The following is a 15,851-nucleotide window of genomic DNA, read 5'->3' as shown; positions in this document are numbered from 1 at the left end:
TTTTTACTGAATTCGGCTTTTTATTATACCCAATTTAAATGCTGAACAGCTTAAGAAATAAGGTTGTACTGAGTTTTTTAAACCAAGAGCGCAGACTACGCTAACAACAATAAAATAGGAGTCCTATATCAAGTTAAATGACAGTGCAATTTTGCAGGGAATTGACATCAGACTAATCTTCTTTTTTAGACTTATTATTATCAACTGAATAATTAATCTCTAACTGTTCAGCAGCACGATAACTTTTTTCCTCGCCAGTACCATAAACAACTTGTAAATTTCCTTTTTCCTTTCTTTGTGTCCTTTGTGATTCATTTCTCACGCCTCTTCTCCTCGCCGAAGTCCCTTCCTCAGATGTATCTTCTGCCACCACCTCATACAAAATTGCCTGCTTATTATTATCCTTTCCCTTCCTTAATACTCTTCCCAACCTCTGAGTATATTCCCTAGCAGAACCAGTACCAGATAAAATAATCGCTATTCTCGCTGCGGGTACATCTACACCCTCATTCAATACATGGGAAGCCACCAAAGTTTTATACTCCCCTTCGCGGAACTTTGTTAAAACCTCGTGACGTTCTTTTACAGGCGTTTGATGAGTAATTGCTGGAATTAAAAACTCTTGAGAAATTCGGTAAACGGTAGCATTATCAGCAGTAAAAATTAAAGTTCTTTCTGGATAATGCTTGACTAGTAAATTCGCTAAAATTCTTAACTTCCCATCTGTACCGACAGCAATCTCTTTGGCTTGCCTATGTGCTAACATCGCTCTACGCCCTGCTTGCGATCGCGCACTCATTTGGACAAACTTTTGCCAACCCTGAATACTCCCCAAAGAAATTTTTGCTTGCTGCAAAAACTCATTTCGGGTTTGAATCAACTCGTTGTATTTGTGGCGTTCGTGCTGCGATAGCTTGACTTTAATTTGGACAATTTCGTGTTCTGCTAAGGCCTTTCCTGCCAAATCCTCAGCCCTTTTGCGATATACTTCTGGGCCAATTAGGATATTTAAATCGCTATGTTTACCATCGCTACGTTCTGGTGTCGCCGATAGTCCTAAACGATAAGGTGCGATCGCATATTCTGCAATTACCCGATTAAAATCAGTTGGTAAATGATGACACTCATCAAAAATCAACAACCCATACTGATTTCCCAAGCTTTCAGCATGAATGGCGGCGCTATCGTAAGTTGCAACTAGTATTGCTGTTTTATCCCGCGAACCACCCCCCAATAACCCCACTTCCGCATCCGGAAACGCTGACATCAAGTGTGCATACCATTGATGCATTAAATCCAACGTCGGCACTACAATCAGCGTACTGCGTGGCGTCGCTTCCATCGCCATTTGTGCCAAATAAGTTTTTCCGGCTGCGGTAGGTAATACTACTACCCCTTGTCTTCCCGCCAACTTCCAAGCTGTTAACGCCTCGCTTTGATGGGGATAGGGTTCCATTTCTAAACTCGAAAGTAATTCAAGAGAATTAAAACTCTTCGCCTCATCAACAAAATAGGTATCTTCAGCTTGTAATGCTTCCACTAAAGAACGATATCTCATCGCCGGAATGCGGAACTTTTCAACTCTATCATCCCATACAGCGTAATCAGTCCAAGCTTTGCCACGCGGTGGTGGATGTAAAATTAGTGTGCCACGATCAAAAGTTAATTTTGGGGTACGAGCCATTTAATTATTCGTTCTACTAACAAAATTTATTCACTTACTCCCTTAACAAAAATAACTAAAAACGTGCGTGATGAAACTCACAATCGCCAAACATCATAAGTTTTTGTTCCAGCAAACTCACGGGAAAAACCTACAATCAGGACATAAAATTCCAATCCCCAATCCCTAATCCCTAGTCACCGTAACAAACTCACCAAATGGCTAAGTTCTGGTAAAATCAATTTTTCCATCGCTAATCGTACTGCATTGCTAGAACCAGGAACAGAAAAGATTAACTTACTTTGATAAACACCAGCAACAGCACGAGATGCGATCGCTCGCGAACCAATTTCTTGATAACTTAAAAAGCGGAACAACTCGCCAAATCCAGGCAAAGTTTTTTCTAATAGCTTTTCTATGGCATCATAGGTAGTGTCTCTTGGTGCAATACCTGTGCCACCATTAAAAATTACAGCATCTAAATCAGAATTCTTCCCCAGCCGTTCTAACTCTGTTTGAATTTGGGCTGGTTCATCTTTAATAATCGTATAAGCTCCGACTGTATGATGAGCATCGCGAAGTAATTGTTGAATTAGCTGACCACTTTTATCGGTTGATTCGGAACGCGTATCGCTAACGGTAACTACAGCGCAAGTTACCGTCAACACTTGAGAATCTGAATGAGGGATATTAGTCATTGGTCATTTGTCCTTTGTCATTGGTCATTTGTCATTTGTCCTTTGATCTATAACTAATGACTAATGACCAATGATTGCTTAAGATTGATTAAATCCCAAGTCATTTTCTTCTGCATATCTTTGCATAAACCGCATAAAGCGCTCCCATTCTTCTTTAGATTTCATCAGGTAAAGAGCTTCCAAAGCTTCTGGTTTACCGTTGATAAATTTACCTTTGACTTCACGGGTGACAATTTCCCCTTCTTCGTCAATCATATACATGCCAGTGATTTCTTCGGTGTTATTACTATCTAATGCTTTTGGATTTTGAAAAATAAACGTTGCAGTACCACTATCACCAGTCCGCGATCGCGTCAAACGAACTTCTGGAATCACGTCTTCGTCAATACCTTTAGAAAATTGAATTTTTGCCATGATGAGTGAATTTAAACTTTTGTGATGTTTAAATTAATATTTTCTCATCTTTTAGTACCAATCAGTCTAGAGAATAATGAGATTGATTGTCTATGTGTAAATACTTATGTATTTTATTTCTCTAGTATTAAGGTTACAGGGCCATCATTTTCAATAGCAACTCGCATCATTGCCCCAAATTTGCCAGTTTCGACCCTTAAACCACTCTCGCGTAACTTACCAACAAAACAGTTATATAAATGTTCAGCAGTTTTAGGAGTCGCGGAACGGTCAAAAGAAGGTCGTCGCCCTTTGCGACAATCCCCATAAAGTGTAAACTGACTGACTACCAGTAACTCACCACCAATCTCTTGTACAGATTTTTGCCATCTGTCGCCGCCTTCTTGGCCAGGAAACAGTCGTAATTCCAAACATTTACGTACCATCCAGTCAACTTCGGCATCAGTATCAGTCTCAGCAATACCGACAAGCAAATTTAGTCCTTGTCCAATTTTGCCGACAATTTCACCATTAACTGTGACTTGAGATGATTTAACTCGTTGGATGACAACGCGCATTTATTTCTAAAACTGAAGTCTTAAATGTTCTTAGTACTGTATTCTTTATTTTTTACTTTCACTTTAGATTTATTCATGTTCGATAACCTGTGTAAATTCCTTGCTGAAACTTTCTCAAGTGATTTTGCCAGTTGGCTACTAGGAGAACGAGTAACCCTCACCGAGTTAAGTCCCTCAGAACTGTCTCTTGAACCGATTCGTGCCGACGCACTAATATTACTCCAATCTGATCAAGTTGTACTTCATTTGGAATTTCAAACTCAACCCAAAACCGAAATTCCCTTTCGGATGACAGATTATCGACTGCGTGTGTATCGGCGTTTTCCCAAGAAACGCATGAATCAAGTCGTAATTTATCTTCAAAAAACTACTTCTGACCTAGTACAACAAAATACATTTACCTTAGAAAAAACTCATCACGAGTTTGATATCATTCGCTTATGGGAACAACCAACCAGTGTGTTCCTGAAATTTACAGGTTTATTACCTTTTGCAGTCTTGAGTCAGACAAATGACCGTACTGAAACACTTAGACAAGTTGCTCAAGTAATTTCTACTATTAAGGATCAACGTACACAAAGTAATATTGCAGCATCAACATTCATCCTGGCTGGGTTAGTATTAAATAAAGACACAATTCAACAGTTGCTGCGAAAAGAACTTATGCAAGAGTCAGTAACTTATCAGGCTTTAATTGACGAAGGTCGCGCTGAAGGTCGAGCTGAAGGGATTCAAGAAGGAATTCAGCGCGTTGCTGTCAACCTCCTCAAAGAGGGGATGTCAACAGATATGGTAACAAAGTTGACAGGTTTATCAGTAGAACAGTTGCAACAGTTAGAGATTTCAGAGTCTGAAGAATCACAAGAATAAAGAAAAACTAATTAAAAGTTCCCTTACTCCATTGGTCATTGGTCATTAGTCATTGGACTAATGACCAATGACCAATGGCCAATGACCAATGACTACTTCCCAAACCCTTTACCGCGAGTTGTAGAAGGAATACATAAACAGTATTCTAATTGTTCTCGCAACTTTTCATGATCTAGATTTTGGCCAATTAGTACCAACTGATTTTTCTTTTCACCTTTCCACTCGTCGTCATCTAGAGTAAAGCGTTTACCACAAAGATGAAAAATATGTCGTTTGGGACTTTCCTCAAACCACATAATCCCTTTAGCACGAAAAATGTTCTCAGGAAGTTGGTTATCTAAGAAATACTGAAACTTCCTGATTGCAAACGGTTTTTCACTCTCAAAAGATAGTGAGGTGAAGCCATCGTTTTCCAAATGATTGGAATGATGATGGTGATCATGATCATGGTCATGATGGTCGTGACCACATTCTGAATGGTCATGATCATGGTCGTGGTGGTCATGACCGCATTCGGAATGATCATGATCATGATCATGATGTTCGTGAGTATGAGCTTCGATGGTATCAAAATACTTGTCTGTCTCAAACAGACCAACACTCAGAATTAAAGGTAATGGTACTTGTGCTTTGTTAGTACGAATAATTCTCGCACCTTCTTTAACCTCACGAATTTTAGTTTCTAGTGTTTCTAATTCTGTTTGAGAAACCAAATCTGTCTTATTCAACAGAATCACATCACCATAGGCAATTTGACTATAAGCTGCCTGAGAATTAAATAAATCTAGGCTATAATTTGCCGCATCTACAACAGTGATAATCGAATCCAGACGAGTTAAATCTCGTAATTCTGTGCCAAGAAATGTTAAAGCAACTGGTAGCGGATCTGCAAGTCCAGTTGTTTCTACAACTAGATAATCTATGTTTTCTTGACGTTCTAAAACTTTGTAAACGGCATCAACCAAATCATTATTAATGGTGCAACATATACAACCATTACTTAACTCCACCATATTATTATCATCGTCGGTAGAGATAATTAACTCGTTGTCGATGCCAATTTCGCCGAATTCATTCACTAAAACAGCAGTTTTTAAACCCTGCTGATTGCTCAGGATATGATTTAGTAAAGTTGTTTTGCCACTACCAAGAAAACCAGTAATAATTGTTACTGGTAATCCTTGTTTTGAGGCTTCCATTGCATGGGATTCAGAAGTAGCTGCTTGCATAACACTGTCATCAAATGAGTCAAACTAGAGAATGTAGCGTAGAGAGTCCATAAAACACTAGCATAGGGATGCTGGATCAACGTCCCAATTGCTTTAACCTATTATTGCGTATCTCAATTAAGTATTACTGTGTTATGACCCTAACTGTTTACAATACACTCACTCGTCGCCAAGAACCTTTGGAAACAATTGAGCCTGGAAAAGTTAAGATGTATTGCTGTGGCGTGACTGTGTATGACTATTGCCATTTGGGTCATGCTCGTTCCTACATAGTTTGGGATACTATACGTCGTTATCTGCAATGGCGCGGTTATCAAGTGCGTTACATCCAGAATTTTACCGATATTGACGATAAGATTCTCAACCGTGCCAGAGAACAAGGTACAACGATGGAAGCGGTGTCACATCGTTTTATAGATGCTTATTTTGAAGATATCCGTCGTTTAAACGTCATGGATGCGGATGAATATCCTCGTGCAACGGAACATATTCCCGAAATCCATACCATGATTCAAGCTTTAGTAGCAAAAGATTACGCTTATGCGGCTGGTGGTGACGTTTACTACAAAATTGAGCGTTTTCCTACTTACGGCAAGCTATCAGGCCGAGAACTAGAACAGATGCAAGCTGGTGCTAGTGGCAGAGTAGATACAGAAGACCAGGAAAGTAAAAAACAACACCCCTTTGATTTTGCTTTATGGAAAGCCGCTAGACCTGGAGAACCGACTTGGGACTCACCTTGGGGTAAAGGTCGTCCGGGATGGCACATTGAATGTTCAGCGATGATTAGATCGCAACTGGGTGAAACAATCGATATTCACGGCGGCGGTGGTGATTTAATTTTCCCTCACCATGAAAATGAAATAGCCCAATCAGAAGGCGCTATTAATAAACCTCTAGCACACTACTGGATGCATAACGGCATGGTAATGGTAGATGGTAAAAAAATGTCCAAGTCTCTGGGCAACTTTACTACCATTCGAGAATTATTAGATCGTCCAGTTGATCCAATGGCGGTGCGCTACTTTGTTTTGCAAGCCCACTATCGCAGACCACTAGATTTTACCGATGAAGCGATCGCCACTGCTGAAAGTAGTTGGAAAACCCTCAAAGAAGGTTTACTCTTTGGCTACGAACACGGTCAAAAAATTGGCTTGGACGATAACGTAAATCACTTAGAGAAAGAAATCATCAAACGATTTGAAGAATCAGGAGATGATGACTTTAATTTCTCTGGAAGCCTAGCAGTACTATTTGAACTCGCCAAAGAATTACGGCGGGAAGGAAATCTATTGGTGCATGAAGGTAAAACCGAAACACCACCGCAAGAATTAGCGAAACAATGGCAGACTCTTGTTACCTTAGCTGGGGTTTTAGGTTTAGAAGCCAAAGTTACAGAAGAAACAACCCAAGGATCAGGTATTACTGAAGCAGAAATCGAGGAGTTAATTCAAAAACGGCAACAAGCCAGAAAAGCGAAAAATTTTGCCGAAGCCGATCGCATCCGCGACGAATTACAAGCCCAAGGTATTACTTTAATCGATAGCCGTGAGGGTACGCGCTGGCATAGAGGATAATTAATGTAAAAAAATTTATGAGGTGACAAATGGAAACTACAAAAACTAGACAAGCGCTACTCAAAGCAATTTACGAGGAATTGGAACAGGCTTATGAAGATACTTTAGAAGATGTTTTAGAGTTATTAAAAATTCGTAAAAGCGAAGATGAAGAGGATCTTCGAGATATTCATGCGGCAAAAAATGATACTACTATTTCTTGGGAACAATACAAACGAGAAACCGCGTGATTTATCAAGTCGAAATTACAAGTAGGGCAGCTAAACAATTAAAAAAGATCCCTGAAGATATCAAACTACGAATTGAGGAGAAGATTCAAGAGTTAGCAGAAAATCCACGTCCTGATGGAGTTGTAAAGTTAGAAGACAGTGAAGATACTTACCGTGTTCGTGTAGGCAAATATCGTATTTTGTACGAGGTCAAAGATGATTTACTAATAGTCAAAATTGTTAAAATTGGGCATCGTAAAGATGTTTACAAGAAATAGCCAATTAATGAGATAAATTTAGGCATGATTTATGCCTGTGACGATATCAAAAATGTTTCATGATTCAAGGAAATATTGCCAATTCTGTTTCTGGATCAAAAAAGTGGAGTTTTTCTGCTGTTAGGGATAACCATAGTTGTTCGCCGACGTGTACTATCCTTTCTGGTGGGACTCGCACTTGCAAAGAATTGCCAGAGGTAGTCACAGGTTGTTGGAAACTAGAACCGATAAGTTTTGTAGATAAATAACTATCGTTGCCAAGGTTTTCTACTAATTCGACTTGTACGGGTAGATTTTTGGTAGCCGGGACACTCAAAATAAAATGTTCTGGACGGATACCTAAAATTAGAGTGCGTCCGTCGTATTTTTTTAAAGCATTACCCCAAAATTCGGATAGGGTGAGGCGAAAATCACCGTTAGTAATTAGTAAAGGCGCATGAAATTGGACTGGAATAAAATTCATTGGGGGTGAACCAATGAATTCAGCTACAAATAGATTCGCCGGACGATTATACAGTTCTAACGGTTGGGCAACTTGTTGAATTTGACCTTGATTGAGAATTGTAATGCGATCGCCCATTGTCATCGCTTCTGTTTGATCATGGGTAACGTAAATTGTTGTTGTCCCTAGCTGGCGTTGCAATTTGACAATTTGGGCGCGGGTTTCGGCGCGCAGTTTAGCATCTAGGTTAGAAAGTGGTTCATCCATGAGAAAAACTTGTGGATTGCGTGCGATCGCCCTTCCTAACGCTACCCGTTGTCTTTGTCCCCCAGATAATTGTTTGGGTAAACGATTTAACAGTCCTTCAATTTGTAATAACTGGGCAACGTATTTTACCTGTTGATTTACTGCCCGTTCTCTATGAGAAATATAACGTAGTCCCTTCGGTAAATTTCTTGTCACACCTACAAGTAGATTTTCACCAAATTTGGAATTTTCCCCATTCGCCAATTGTCGCCGTCTTAATCCAAAAGCAATATTGTCATACACCGACATATGGGGATAGAGGGCGTAATTTTGAAACACCATGGCAATATCTCGTTCTTTGGGGGGAAGATCGTTAACTAAGCGATCGCCTACCCAAATATTGCCTCCAGTCATTGCTTCCAAACCAGCAATTAACCGCAGCAAGGTGCTTTTACCACAACCAGAAGGCCCCACCAGCACCATAAATTCACCATCTGCCACAGTGAGGTTAATTCGTCGCAAAACATTCACATTATCTCCAGCTTTGGAGACAGTTGCTTCCTTTTTCTCCCCAGAGTTCAGTACCAGTTGGGATTGAGAAGTAACATTTTCTCCTCGACGAGGAGGAAAACTTTTATAAACGTTTTCTAAAATTACTTGCGTCACGAGTTTTTCAAAAATGGTCAATGGTCAATGGTCATTTGTCATTCGTTAATAACTTTCAACAAATGACAAAGTACACTTAGGCTTAAGCGCTCATGATACACGTTTGTTGTGGCTACGAAAAGTTAAAAAAATAGCTTTTACGATCATAGCCACACTACCTTGGAAGAAAGCACATTGGGGAATTTTGTTATGGCTTCTCATCTTACCTCAAATTCTTCTCCTCAAGAGACGCCGACTCCTACCCATGACATTTTAGACGTACAAACAACAAATTGTTGCATTGTTGGCGGCGGCCCAGCAGGTGCTGTTCTTGCCTTACTGTTAGCGCGTCAAGGTATTGGCGTTCGCTAGAAAAGCTTGACTGCACCTAAAGGTCGCACTCTTTGCATCCCACACCTAAAGGACAGGAATCGTTGCTACGCAACTGTCCTTTGTGGGCTTTCTGCTTTAATCAGTGTAATGTTACCAGAGCTACCAGCGAGGTTAGTAGCCTACGGTCTTTTCCCTACTCATGTCAAAACTTAAAGACGCATGTGGTACGTTAGTACTAAAATATTGTAGAATCAAATACTCATCCTAGTGGATGATTACATAAATTGAGACAGGTATATTCGTTTGTAGTCAGGACTTTAGTCCTCAAATATTCAAAAATATTCAAGCACTAAAGTGCTTACTACAAACATGAATCCTGTTTGCAGTGCTTCCTTGGCTTTTATGTTAAAACAGTTTAAAAGCCAAGATTAAGTCAGGGTTGTCATTGGTTATTGGTAATACCAATTTCAAAAATGATTGCGACAGATAAATTCACGCAACCTGGATTTTATTCCTGTCGGCTTACTTAGATTTATTAGTAATTAGTTATTAGTGATTAATTATGATTAACAATATTTTTAATTCAGACATTCCTATGCTAAAAAACACAAACAGAATTTAATATTCTTTCCCCAATCCCCTTTCCCCGATTCCCCAACATCTATTTTATAAGGAGAAGTTTGATGAACAGCTGTATTTTGATGGCAGAAATTGTTAAAGAACCAGAACTGCGTTTTACACCAGATGGATTGGAAATAACAGAAATGCTGGTGCAATTTTCTGGGTTGCGAGAAGGTGAACCAGCAGCAAATTTAAAAGTGGTAGGCTGGGGCAATATGGCTAAAGACATTCAGCAAAATTACCACATTGGCGATCGCATCCTTCTAGAAGGACGTTTAGGTATGCATACCATTGACCGTCCAGAAGGTTTTAAAGAAAAACGTGCTGAATTAACAGTACAAAAAATATATCCTTTAGTTGCAAATTTAAACATGGGTGAGTCTCCTGTAACCGCAGCACCACTCTCAGCACCAGTTCCCACTCCTCAAAAAGCAGTTTCTAGTTACGAACGACCACTTCCAACAGCAACTCCAGCAACCAGTAATGCTGGTGTCGCTTCCCAAGATGATTACTCCCAACCTGTTCCTCAAACCTCAAAACCGGAACGTACTTCCTATCCTCCCACAGTCCCAAATCCAGAACCAGATGTTGACGATATACCGTTTTAAATCAGTTATCAGTTATCAATTGCTAGTTAACATCCATACATCAACTCTGGGACTTATACCTTTTTCCTCACTGATAACTGATAACTGATAACTGTTAAGATCCTGTTTATTTTCAATTCCCGTTTAACCCCGACTCACTATGAAAGAAACAGTCCTAGATGTTCGCAACTTACAGGTTGAATTTGTTGGCGATCGCAAAGTCGTCAAAGCTGTAGATGGAATTTCTTTTCAATTGCATCGAGGTGAAACTCTAGGGATAGTAGGAGAGTCGGGGAGTGGTAAATCAGTCACAGCTTTAGCAGTGATGGGTTTATTGCAGTCTCCGGGAAGAATCGCAGGCGGAGAAATTTGGTTTCGTGCTAATGAAAATAGTCAACCCATTAATTTGATAGATTTATCTCCGAAAGAGATACAACTGCATCGGGGTGGCGATATCGCCATGATTTTTCAAGAACCGATGAGTTCGCTTAATCCTGTGTATAACATCGGGTTTCAACTGATAGAAGCAATTTTACGACATCAGAATATTTCCGCAGCAGAAGCAAAACAACAAGCGATCGCAGGTCTGCAAGAAGTAAAATTGCTCCCAAGCGACGAAAAGATCCGACAGCAGTATATAGACTCTTGGCAAAATTCATCTTTTGGTTCATCCAGCTTAGACGAACAAAAACTACTCAAGTTAGTCCAGCAACACAAAGAAGCCATCCTCGAACGTTATCCTCATCAACTTTCAGGGGGTCAGTTGCAACGGATAATGATTGCAATGGCTATTTCCTGCAACCCGTTGCTATTAATTGCTGATGAACCAACCACCGCTTTAGATGTAACGGTGCAAGCAACTATTATTGATTTGTTGCGAGAATTACAAGCCAGTCGCGACATGGCTTTAATTTTTATCAGCCACGATTTAGGGTTAATTGCCGAAGTTGCTGATACAGTCGCAGTGATGTACAGAGGTAAAATTGTCGAATTCGACGACGCGGCCACAATTTTTGCTAATCCTCAACATCCCTATACTAAAGGTTTGGTGGCTTGTCGCCCGACACTTAACCGTCGTCCCCACAAATTATTGACTGTTTCCGACTACATGAACGTCGAGGAAGTACCAACGACGGGAGAATTGGTGATTCAGGGGAAAGAACCCACCGAACCACCAGACATGACACCTGAAGAAATAGCGCAAAGATTAGCAAATTTAGAAAGCGAACAACTTCTACTCCAAGTCAAGGATCTCAAAGTTGGTTTTCCCATCAAAGGTATGTTTGGTGGTACAAAACGTTACCACATGGCCGTAAATGGAGTTTCCTTTGATGTCAAAAAAGGCGAAACTCTGGGATTAGTGGGAGAATCTGGTTGTGGCAAAACTACCTTGGGCAGAACTTTGTTACGCTTAATTGAACCGATGAGTGGTCACATTCTCTTTGAAGGACGCAATATCACAACTCTCAAAGGAGAAGTGTTGCAAAAACTACGACGGGAAATGCAAATAGTTTTTCAAAACCCGTTTAGTTCTCTTGATCCTCGGATGAAGGTAGGGAACGCGATCATGGAACCATTGCAGATTCACTCGATTGGTAATAAAAAGCAAGAAAGACAAAAACGCGCTGCTTATTTATTGGAACGAGTCGGTTTGAGTGCAGATGCAATGAAGCGCTATCCTCATCAATTTTCTGGTGGTCAACGCCAAAGGATTTGTATTGCTCGTTCTTTGGCTTTGAATCCTAAGTTTATCATTTGCGATGAATCGGTTTCAGCGTTGGATGTATCAGTACAAGCGCAGGTGCTGAATTTGCTCAAAGAATTGCAAAGTGAATTTGGGTTAACTTACATTTTCATTTCCCACGATTTGAGTGTGGTGAAATTTATGAGCGATCGCATTTTAGTCATGAATAGCGGTGAAATTGTCGAACAAGGTATCGCAGAAAAAATTTACCGCGAACCCAAACAAGAATATACGCAAAACTTGATTGCTTCGATTCCTACTGGTAGTCGCCAACGAGTCCAACAACTTTAAAATCCAAACTAGTACTCTGTCTTATTACTTCTGAGGAGTTATAGATCCCCGACTTTGCAAAAGAAGTCGAGGATCTATAATCCCTCAAGATTAATGTGGAGAAGCACTAGTTAAGTTTATTTGTGCCGACATACTTATAAATATTCTTATTTATTTATTTATGGGATAATATTTGAGGAACTTGCTCAGGAAGCATCTCAATATGTGCAAAAAATCCCTGGCGATGGTAAATCGCAGTTATACAGGCAGACTCTACCTGGTATTGTTATATAAACTCGTGCCAATGGGTTGAATTTGTGTAACTCGACTGAAATTGCCAAGTTGCAAATTTGGGATAATCTCTTTGTTCAGGTTTCAAACAGAGAATTTAAATACGCCAATTAAATATTTTTGGGCTGAGATTTTCAAGCGTTCGGGTGAGCAACTCAGGATTTTATCAAGTTTCATGAAGGATTAACTATTATTTCACCAAGCCAAAATTGATAGATATTGACCGGGGAAATCTACCCTCCATTCCTCAAAAAAGTGGAGATTTAGGGTGAGATGACAGAGAAAAAATCAAAATTCTCCTTTATCTTTTACCCAAGTGCAACAAAATTTTTGGTGAATTATTTAGTATTCTTCCTCTCGACGATGCTCATACCCTAAATTACTGCCGTTGTTAGACTTGTGTGGTGTTACATGCAACAGAGGCGGATTAGGCAAATACCTCCATTTATTTTTCCCTTTGAGGTTATCAAACCCAATGGAAATGTATTATCTGTGGTTTTTGGTGCAGATACCAATGATCCCTTAGCAGATTTCTCCGTTCCTTATCAGATCAGGCGATCTGATCGAAATGTGCGGCGAGAATTAGAAAATAAATTAGAAGAATTTCGTCGGCTTTTGATTGTCGGACAAGCAGGAATCGGGAAAACACGAGAAGCTGTTGAATTAGCACAACTTTATAACCGAGAAGGTTGGACAGTTCTCTGGCTCAAATCTGACGGATGGATCAATGAGCCAAATCAAGAACAATTGCAAAAAATCGGTGCTAATCGCAAGTTGCTGTTTTTACTTGACGATCTCAATCAGAGAATACATTACACTCTCCCCAAATTACCCCCCGGACTAGAACAATCCGAATTAGCTCCTTTGACTATACCGTTGCAACAACAATTGTGGCGAGTTCTAGAAGTTTATGAACGGTTTTGCGGTCAGGATAAAATACGGGTAATTGCTACTGCTCGCGATGAAACAGAGTTAGTAAATTCAGGGACTGCATGGGAAAAACAGCAATGGCAACGTTTTCAGGTTTATGAACTAGCAAAACCTGAAAATGCAGCAATTGTTCAGTTACTAAGTAATACTGTCCCGCAAATTAACATTAAAAGTAACGAAGAAGAATATCTAGCGATCGCCCAAAAAAATGACTCTACTTTCATCAATGCGATCGCCAATCTCCGTCGGTTGAGAAACCAAGATCTATCTTTAACCTCTGGCAATTACATTGATGATTGTCAAGATACTTGGGAAACATGCTACGCCGATGCAATCAAAAAACACCCAGCTAGCAAATATGTTTACGATGCCATAGATTTGCTACAACAATTGCATCTGTCAGTTGAGCGATTTATCCTAGAGCCAACTGTTTTATTAATGATGGGGGAACACTCCCAGCAACAGTTACAGCATCGTTGGCTGATTCGCCGAGTTCTCAATGATTTGATTGAAAGTGAATTTATCCTTAATCCTCGCGATCGCCAAATAGCAGCCAAAGGTAGGCAAATAGAAGTCGATGAATATGTTAGCCCCTTATCTGAGTTAGTTTTGCGGCTAACAAATAAATACCCACAGCAAATGCTGGGGAAACTCTTTAATTTTGCCTGCCAACTACTAAACTTAAATCACCCCCAAGAAGCTTTAACTTGCTTCGAGCAACTTCTCAAATATCAGTGTGAAATCTCTGAGATTTGGTTTTATCGAGGTATTGCTCTATACTTCTTGGGAAATTATGAAGAAGCAGTTGCATCCTATGACAAAGCCTTGGTTCTACAAAGTGACTCTTATCAAGCTTGGTATAACCGGAGCCTAGCATTACACTTATCGGGATGCTATGAGGAAGCAGTCGATTCCTATGATCAAGCACTTGCCATCAAATCTGATCTTGATCAAGCTTGGTATAACCGAGGCGTTGCACTGTATTTTTTGGGACGTGATCAAGAAGCAGTAACCTCCTATGACAAAGCACTAGCGATCAAACCAGATTATTACCAAGCTGATTACAGCCGATGTCAAGCATTAGAAAACTTGGGACGCCACCAAGAAGCAATTGCTTCCTACGATAAAGTGCTGGCACTCAAAAGCGATCATTACCAAGCTTGGTATCACAGGGGCAATGCATTGTATTTATTAAAAAACTACGATGAGGCATTAGCTTCCTACGACCAAGCGCTGGCGCTCAAAAGCGACTATTACCAAGCCTGGTACAACGGAAGTGTAGTCCTATACCTATTAGGATTATACGAGGAAGTAGTCACATCCTGTGAAAAAGTAGTAGCAATCAAACCCGAACATTACCAAGCTTGGTACAACAAGGGTAATGCATTGTATTTTTTGGGACACTACGAAGACGCAATTGCTGCTTACGACAAAGTGCTGCTGATTCAGCCAGACTATGATCAAGCTTGGTACAACCGCAGTGTCGCGCTATATTCTCTAGGCTTATATGAGGAAGTAGTGACATCCTCTGACAAAGCAGTGGCGATCACACCCAACCATTACAAAGCCTGGTACAACCGAGGAAATGGACTATACTCTTTAGGCAAATATCAAGAAGCATTAGCTTCCTACGAGAAAGCACTAGCTATCAAGCTTGATTATTACGAAGCCTGGTATAACCGGGGTGTGGTTCTCTTAAATTTGGGAGACTACAAAGAAGCAGTAGTTTGCTACGACAAAGCACTAGCTATCCAACCTCACAATTACCAAACCTGGTATAGTCGAGGTAATGCGCTCAATAAATTAGGTTCTTATCAAGATGCGTTAATTAGCCTTAACAAAGCAATTGCACTAGTTCCTGATTCCTTTGAAGCTCACTACAACAAAGCTTGCTGTTATGCTTTGCAAGAAAATCTTGAATTGTCTCTTGAAAGCTTACAACGAGCCATTAGTCTCAATCCTGAATGTCGCAAGACAGTAAAAACTAACTCCAGCTTTCAAAAATTTCTCACAGATGAGCGGTTTAAAACATTGATTGTGGAGGAATAGGGGATCGGGGATTGGGGATTAGGGAAAGGGGATCGGACAATAAATACCGTTCAGTTAAGGATTTTTCAGCATAATTTTGCCATGTAGAGACGTTGCAGTGCAACGTCTCTATAGGTTTTAAATGTCAATAGATTTGTCTTCTCGAAGGAGTATTGGAACGCATCCTAGTGAAACTTGATTTACAACTCACAAACTTGA

At 40.1% G+C, this 15,851-nt stretch carries 13 protein-coding genes and 1 pseudogene; 8 read left to right on the top strand and 6 right to left on the bottom strand.

What is annotated here, in order from left to right:
* Positions 1-172: 172 nt before the first annotated feature.
* From AC5JMK_RS04660 to dtd, 4 genes are all read right to left on the bottom strand, one after another.
* The gene (locus AC5JMK_RS04660) at positions 173-1,684 is read right to left on the bottom strand and encodes a DEAD/DEAH box helicase (protein ID WP_096677064.1); all 1,512 of its coding nucleotides are present in this window, start codon (positions 1,682-1,684) and stop codon (positions 173-175) included.
* 176 nt (positions 1,685-1,860) lie between these two features.
* Entirely contained in the window at positions 1,861-2,361 is a 501-nt protein-coding gene (locus AC5JMK_RS04655; protein WP_096677065.1) for a MogA/MoaB family molybdenum cofactor biosynthesis protein, read from the bottom strand.
* A 78-nt stretch (positions 2,362-2,439) separates the two neighbouring features.
* Positions 2,440-2,775 (bottom strand): photosystem II reaction center protein Psb28, encoded by a 336-nt coding sequence (gene psb28 / locus AC5JMK_RS04650; protein WP_096677066.1) that lies wholly within the window; start codon positions 2,773-2,775, stop codon positions 2,440-2,442.
* A gap of 113 nt (positions 2,776-2,888) precedes the next feature.
* Positions 2,889-3,332 (bottom strand): D-aminoacyl-tRNA deacylase, encoded by a 444-nt coding sequence (gene dtd, locus AC5JMK_RS04645; protein WP_096677067.1) that lies wholly within the window; start codon positions 3,330-3,332, stop codon positions 2,889-2,891.
* A 75-nt stretch (positions 3,333-3,407) separates the two neighbouring features.
* Between dtd and AC5JMK_RS04640 the strand changes: the two genes are divergently transcribed.
* Entirely contained in the window at positions 3,408-4,202 is a 795-nt protein-coding gene (locus AC5JMK_RS04640) for an Rpn family recombination-promoting nuclease/putative transposase (protein ID WP_096679125.1), read from the top strand.
* Positions 4,203-4,294: 92 nt separating this feature from the next.
* Here the strand turns inward: AC5JMK_RS04640 and AC5JMK_RS04635 are convergent, their stop codons facing one another.
* Complete coding sequence (locus AC5JMK_RS04635) at positions 4,295-5,431, bottom strand: CobW family GTP-binding protein (RefSeq protein WP_096677068.1); 1,137 nt, start codon at positions 5,429-5,431, stop codon at positions 4,295-4,297.
* A 134-nt stretch (positions 5,432-5,565) separates the two neighbouring features.
* On the opposite strand from AC5JMK_RS04635, the gene cysS reads away from it, so the two are divergent.
* From cysS to AC5JMK_RS04620, 3 genes are read left to right on the top strand one after another with little or no spacing between them, the layout of a single operon-like run.
* Entirely contained in the window at positions 5,566-7,008 is a 1,443-nt protein-coding gene (gene cysS, locus AC5JMK_RS04630; RefSeq protein ID WP_096679127.1) for a cysteine--tRNA ligase, read from the top strand.
* Positions 7,009-7,037: 29 nt separating this feature from the next.
* Complete coding sequence (locus AC5JMK_RS04625; RefSeq protein ID WP_096677069.1) at positions 7,038-7,238, top strand: hypothetical protein; 201 nt, start codon at positions 7,038-7,040, stop codon at positions 7,236-7,238.
* Positions 7,235-7,495: a type II toxin-antitoxin system RelE family toxin gene (locus AC5JMK_RS04620; RefSeq protein WP_096677070.1), complete on the top strand. Its 261-nt coding sequence runs from the start codon at positions 7,235-7,237 to the stop codon at positions 7,493-7,495. Before AC5JMK_RS04625 ends, AC5JMK_RS04620 begins: the two co-directional genes overlap by 4 nt.
* 64 nt (positions 7,496-7,559) lie before the next feature.
* On the opposite strand, the gene AC5JMK_RS04615 is transcribed toward AC5JMK_RS04620, so the two are convergent.
* On the bottom strand, positions 7,560-8,849 hold the full coding sequence (locus tag AC5JMK_RS04615) for an ABC transporter ATP-binding protein (RefSeq protein ID WP_096679129.1): 1,290 nt from the start codon (positions 8,847-8,849) through the stop codon (positions 7,560-7,562).
* A 189-nt stretch (positions 8,850-9,038) separates the two neighbouring features.
* Between AC5JMK_RS04615 and AC5JMK_RS04610 the strand changes: the two are divergent.
* The 4 genes and pseudogenes from AC5JMK_RS04610 to AC5JMK_RS04595 form a co-directional block, all read left to right on the top strand.
* Positions 9,039-9,194 (top strand): annotated as a pseudogene (locus AC5JMK_RS04610) (FAD-dependent monooxygenase); the annotation flags it as partial.
* 650 nt (positions 9,195-9,844) lie between these two features.
* Positions 9,845-10,390: a single-stranded DNA-binding protein gene (locus AC5JMK_RS04605; protein ID WP_495909493.1), complete on the top strand. Its 546-nt coding sequence runs from the start codon at positions 9,845-9,847 to the stop codon at positions 10,388-10,390.
* A 139-nt stretch (positions 10,391-10,529) separates the two neighbouring features.
* Positions 10,530-12,404, top strand: coding sequence for an ABC transporter ATP-binding protein (locus AC5JMK_RS04600; RefSeq protein ID WP_495909492.1), 1,875 nt, complete (start codon positions 10,530-10,532; stop codon positions 12,402-12,404).
* A gap of 681 nt (positions 12,405-13,085) precedes the next feature.
* Positions 13,086-15,653: a tetratricopeptide repeat protein gene (locus tag AC5JMK_RS04595; RefSeq protein ID WP_096677073.1), complete on the top strand. Its 2,568-nt coding sequence runs from the start codon at positions 13,086-13,088 to the stop codon at positions 15,651-15,653.
* Positions 15,654-15,851: the final 198 nt, after the last annotated feature.

The organism is Pelatocladus sp. (genome assembly GCF_059505505.1).
Note: the sequence above shows the minus strand (reverse complement) of the source record. Positions and strands in the feature narration are given on the sequence as shown.

Bases quoted from the DNA above. Each gene is read 5' to 3' on its own strand.
- AC5JMK_RS04595 (WP_096677073.1), top strand. From the start codon at position 13,086: ATGCAACAGAGGCGGATTAGGCAAATACCTCCATTTATTTTTCCCTTT.
- AC5JMK_RS04640 (WP_096679125.1), top strand. From the start codon at position 3,408: ATGTTCGATAACCTGTGTAAATTCCTTGCTGAAACTTTCTCAAGTGAT.
- AC5JMK_RS04605 (WP_495909493.1), top strand. From the start codon at position 9,845: ATGAACAGCTGTATTTTGATGGCAGAAATTGTTAAAGAACCAGAACTG.
- AC5JMK_RS04635 (WP_096677068.1), bottom strand. From the start codon at position 5,431: ATGCAAGCAGCTACTTCTGAATCCCATGCAATGGAAGCCTCAAAACAA.
- psb28 (WP_096677066.1), bottom strand. From the start codon at position 2,775: ATGGCAAAAATTCAATTTTCTAAAGGTATTGACGAAGACGTGATTCCA.
- AC5JMK_RS04660 (WP_096677064.1), bottom strand. From the start codon at position 1,684: ATGGCTCGTACCCCAAAATTAACTTTTGATCGTGGCACACTAATTTTA.
- dtd (WP_096677067.1), bottom strand. From the start codon at position 3,332: ATGCGCGTTGTCATCCAACGAGTTAAATCATCTCAAGTCACAGTTAAT.
- AC5JMK_RS04625 (WP_096677069.1), top strand. From the start codon at position 7,038: ATGGAAACTACAAAAACTAGACAAGCGCTACTCAAAGCAATTTACGAG.
- AC5JMK_RS04600 (WP_495909492.1), top strand. From the start codon at position 10,530: ATGAAAGAAACAGTCCTAGATGTTCGCAACTTACAGGTTGAATTTGTT.
- cysS (WP_096679127.1), top strand. From the start codon at position 5,566: ATGACCCTAACTGTTTACAATACACTCACTCGTCGCCAAGAACCTTTG.
- AC5JMK_RS04655 (WP_096677065.1), bottom strand. From the start codon at position 2,361: ATGACTAATATCCCTCATTCAGATTCTCAAGTGTTGACGGTAACTTGC.